Source organism: Streptomyces sp. NPDC089915, assembly GCF_040684675.1.
In the GTDB taxonomy this organism is placed as follows: domain Bacteria; phylum Actinomycetota; class Actinomycetes; order Streptomycetales; family Streptomycetaceae; genus Streptomyces.
Genome location: NZ_JBFBGN010000433.1, coordinates 1 through 1,027, shown reverse-complemented (window position 1 = coordinate 1,027; position 1,027 = coordinate 1). Strand labels below are relative to the sequence as shown.

Below are 1,027 nucleotides of genomic sequence, written 5' to 3'. Positions count from 1 at the left end.
CCCCGGCCGAGGTGGTGACCCGGCTGGGCGGGCGGCCGGAGGCGCCCCTCCAGGGCATATCGGCGCTCACCGACGCCGCCTTCGCCGGGTTCGACCGGACCGACGGCAACAGCCAGCTGATCGGCATGACGGCCGTCGGCGGCTGGACGCTCCTGATCGAGCCGAACGGCTACCTCGGCGTCACCGAGGAGCGGGCGCTGCCGGCCTCCGCCGGGACGAGCTGGATCTCCCACTTCGTCAACGTCAACGCCGTCGGCACGTTCCTGCGGGCCGAGGACGGGGTGCTGCGCCTGGAGTTCGACCCCATGTTCCCGGAGGACCGCCGGGGCACGGCGCCCGACGAACTCCTCGACGTCATGGAGCGGACCGGCTTCCACCTCGACGGGGAGCCCCCGGAGACGGACCTGTCCTCGCTGGCGGCGTTCGCACTGGCGGAGCACCTGACCGGCGTCGCCGTCACTCCGGAGCTGCTCCGGGACACGGCGTTCAGCTGCGCCACCGTCCCGATCCGGTGATCCGGTGAGGTCCTCCCGGACCGTCAGCGGCCGAGGAGGGAGCCCAGGGTCACCCCGTACCGGGTGCGCAGGCGGCGGACCTCCCACAGCGACAGCGCCGTCACCGACAGCGGGCCGCCGAGCATGAAGGTGTAGAGGACGACGGGCGGGGCGGCGACGTCCGGGCCGTCGAACAGCTGGAGGACGAAGAGGGACCAGACCAGCAGCGGTGAGAGCAGGGACGGCAGCAGTTCGTGGACCTCCCCGGTGCGGAAGCAGGAGTTCAGGCCGACGACGGCGGCGACCAGGGTGAACAGCACGCCCGCGATGAGCACGACGACGCAGGCGAGTCCGGCGATGACGAACACCAGGACCACCAGCAGGCCGGTGAAGATGGTACCGAGGAACCGGCCGAAGAGCCCGAAGGTGATGTCGTGCGGGCCCACGTCGCCGGGGGTGACGATGTCGCCGGCGAGGGCCGCGGACATCAGCCAGACCACGCCGGCGCCGAGCGGCAGCGCGCCCAGCGCCTT

General features: G+C 72.4%; 1 protein-coding gene and 1 pseudogene. One reads left to right on the top strand and one right to left on the bottom strand.

Annotated elements, in window-relative coordinates; translation table 11 throughout:
- Positions 1-515, top strand: a 515-nt coding sequence (locus tag AB0O29_RS36415) for a DUF6461 domain-containing protein (protein ID WP_365160852.1), incomplete at its 5' end; no start/stop codon positions are given.
- 23 nt (positions 516-538) lie between these two features.
- On the opposite strand, the pseudogene AB0O29_RS36410 reads toward AB0O29_RS36415, so the two are convergent.
- A pseudogene (locus tag AB0O29_RS36410) lies at positions 539-1,027 on the bottom strand (hypothetical protein); the annotation flags it as partial.